Here is a 2,896-nt window from a genome sequence, read left to right as displayed (position 1 = left end):
TAGAGTGTACAAATCATTTCTGGGGTGATGCATATTAATATGCTAAAGTTTACGACTCCTAGTTTTGGGGGATACTTTAGGTATTTAATAGTGATAAATGCCCATGCAAAATAACTTTATATTTTCAGGCACGGATTAAGTTCTCTACACAGTTAAATAAATCTGCGTGATTCGTGCCTGAAAATGATATATAGACTAATTATAGTGACATGTAGGATTTATGAGTAACTATTTGAAAGCAATAGGGCCTTTTTTATTTCTATGTATCTTGTTTCAGACACCTTTGTGGGGACAGGTCAATTCAATAGGTAACCAAGATATTGTTTCCGGTGAAGTTTGGAAAGATACGGATGGAAATGTAATTAATGCCCATGGTGGTGGTATTATTTTCTATAAGGGAAAATATTACTGGTATGGAGAACATCGACCTTCCTCTGGTTTTACAACTCAAGTAGGGGTAACATGTTACTCGTCTGCGGATTTACGTAACTGGAAGTATGAAGGCGTGGCTTTAGCTGTATCTGATGAGGTTGGAAGTGATATAGAAAAAGGTTGTATCATTGAGCGACCCAAAGTAATCTATAATCAAAAGACCGGGAAGTTCGTCATGTGGTTTCATCTGGAACTGAAAGGAAAGGGATATGGACCTGCACGTGCAGGAGTTGCCATAAGTAATACCCCGGTAGGGCCTTACACGTTTATCCGTTCCGGACGTATAAATCCGGGCGTTTATCCGATGAACATGACGCTGGAGGAACGGAAGCTTACATGGAACCCGAATGAGTATGAATGGTGGACTCCGGAGTGGCGTGAAGCAATAAACAAAGGAATGTTTGTGAAACGTGATTTGGAAAGTGGACAGATGTCTCGTGATATGACTTTGTTTGTTGATGAGGACGGTAAAGCTTATCATATTTATTCTTCTGAGGAGAATTTAACGCTTCAAATTGCAGAATTGTCCGATGACTATCTTAGCCATACAGGAAAATATATCCGTATATTTCCCGGTGGACACAACGAAGCACCGGCTATATTCAAGAAAGATGGGACTTATTGGATGGTAGCGTCAGGATGTACTGGCTGGAAACCTAACGAAGCCAGACTTATGACTGCTTCTTCCATTTTAGGAGAGTGGTCTCAGTTACCCAATCCTTGTGTAGGGAAAAATGCGAAAATTACTTTTGGTGGACAAAGTACCTATATATTGCCATTAAAAGAGGGTGGATATATGTTTATGGCGGACATGTGGCACCCAAGCAGTCTGAAAGATTCACGTTATATCTGGTTGCCTATCCGATTTGATGAAAAAGGAATTCCGTTTATTGAATGGTTGGATAAGTGGTAAATTTCTTATATTCGTATCTTCTATAAGAATTGGTAGTATAAATCTGTAAAATGTGAACTTGAATGAAAATAGTAATAAGAAGTCTGTTCCTGCTATTTTTGCTTATTCCGGTAGGTCTGTCCGGTCAATCGGAGTGGCAATTAGTGTGGAGTGATGAGTTCAACGCAGACGGTCTTCCGGATACGGCTGTGTGGAGTTATGATAATGGTTTTGCACGTAATGAAGAAGTCCAGTGGTATCAGGAAGGCAACGCTTACTGCAAGGATGGAAAGCTGATTATCGAAGTGCGAAAAGAGAAAGGACGTAGAAATCCATGGTATGAACCCGGAAGTAACGACTGGCGGAAGAAGCGGGAGTTTATCGAGTACACTTCCTCGTGCATCACTACGTCCGGTAAGAAAGAATTTCTTTATGGCAGATTTGAAGTTCGCGCCAAGATTCCTGTAAGTGGAGGGGCATGGCCTGCTATCTGGACATTGGGTAGCGGTATGGAGTGGCCTTCGTGTGGTGAAATTGACATCATGGAATACTATCGTATTAAAGGTGAACCGCATATTTTGGCAAATGCTGCCTGGGGAACTGACCGGCAATGGAGTGCAAAATGGAAAAGTAAAGCAATCCCTTTTACTCATTTTACGGATAAAGATCCCCAATGGGCAGATAAATTTCATGTCTGGCGTATGGATTGGGATGAAACTGCAGTTAAACTCTATCTGGATGATGAATTACTGAATGAAATTCCTTTGAGCGAAACTATAAACGGAACGATTGGGATGGGAACAAATCCTTTCCGCAAGCCTCAATATCTTTTGTTGAACTTGGCTCTTGGTGGCATAAACGGTGGAGAGATTGATGATAAAGGAATCCCCATGCGCTATGAAATAGACTATGTACGGGTATATCAGAAGCAATAGAAAAGATGGAAAAGACCTGATTTTCCTGAAAACTATACATTTTATAACGGAAATGACCGATAAATATCCTCTTTTGCAATATTTGTAGTAGTTCGTTTTCTTATGAAACGGATATATTTGCAACAATGAAAAACAACTTATATAGAATATCATGAAAACAAGAAAATATCTTTGGCTACTATTGACCGTAGCATTGCTGATACCTCTTAATGTATCGGCTAAAAAGAAACCTGAAAAAGTAAAGACTGATCGTGAATTATGGACAGGCATTCTCTATCAGATGGCTGCACCTGTACTGAGCAATATGAGCGAAGGTAAATTGCAGGAAAATATGCTGGTAGAGTTAAGTCCTACATGGGATGGCCGTGATAAACGAGTGACTTATATGGAATGCTTCGGCAGGTTGATGGCCGGACTGGCTCCGTGGTTGTCATTGCCTGATGATGACACGGCAGAAGGTCAGCAGCGCAAACAATTGCGTGAGTGGGCATTGAAGAGTTATGCCCAATCAGTGGACCCGGAAAGTAAAGATTACCTGCTATGGCGCAAGGAAGGACAACCTCTCGTAGATGCTGCTTATATAGCTGAAAGCTTTTTGCGTGGATATGATGCCTTATGGGTTCCATTGGATGATTTG

The 2,896-nt window shown here is 40.9% G+C and carries 3 protein-coding genes; all 3 read left to right on the top strand.

Annotated features, from left to right (window positions below; translation table 11 throughout):
• Window positions 1–220: 220 nt before the first annotated feature.
• Entirely contained in the window at window positions 221–1,345 is a 1,125-nt protein-coding gene (locus Q1W14_RS21675) for a glycoside hydrolase family 43 protein (RefSeq protein WP_300704940.1), read from the top strand.
• A 68-nt stretch (window positions 1,346–1,413) separates the two neighbouring features.
• The gene (locus tag Q1W14_RS21670; RefSeq protein ID WP_233560385.1) at window positions 1,414–2,259 is read left to right on the top strand and encodes a glycoside hydrolase family 16 protein; all 846 of its coding nucleotides are present in this window, start codon (window positions 1,414–1,416) and stop codon (window positions 2,257–2,259) included.
• Between the two features lie 151 nt (window positions 2,260–2,410).
• A partial coding sequence (locus Q1W14_RS21665; protein WP_300704938.1) for a DUF2264 domain-containing protein occupies window positions 2,411–2,896 on the top strand: 486 nt, incomplete at its 3' end.

This window comes from Bacteroides sp., assembly GCF_030151085.1.
In the GTDB taxonomy this organism is placed as follows: Bacteria; Bacteroidota; Bacteroidia; order Bacteroidales; family Bacteroidaceae; genus Bacteroides.
The sequence above is the reverse complement of the archived record's forward strand: the minus strand, read 5'-3'. Positions and strand labels throughout refer to the sequence as shown.

What these genes read in the sequence shown, in the direction of transcription:
- Q1W14_RS21675 (WP_300704940.1), top strand. Translation starts at nt 221, where the DNA reads ATGAGTAACTATTTGAAAGCAATAGGGCCTTTTTTATTTCTATGTATC.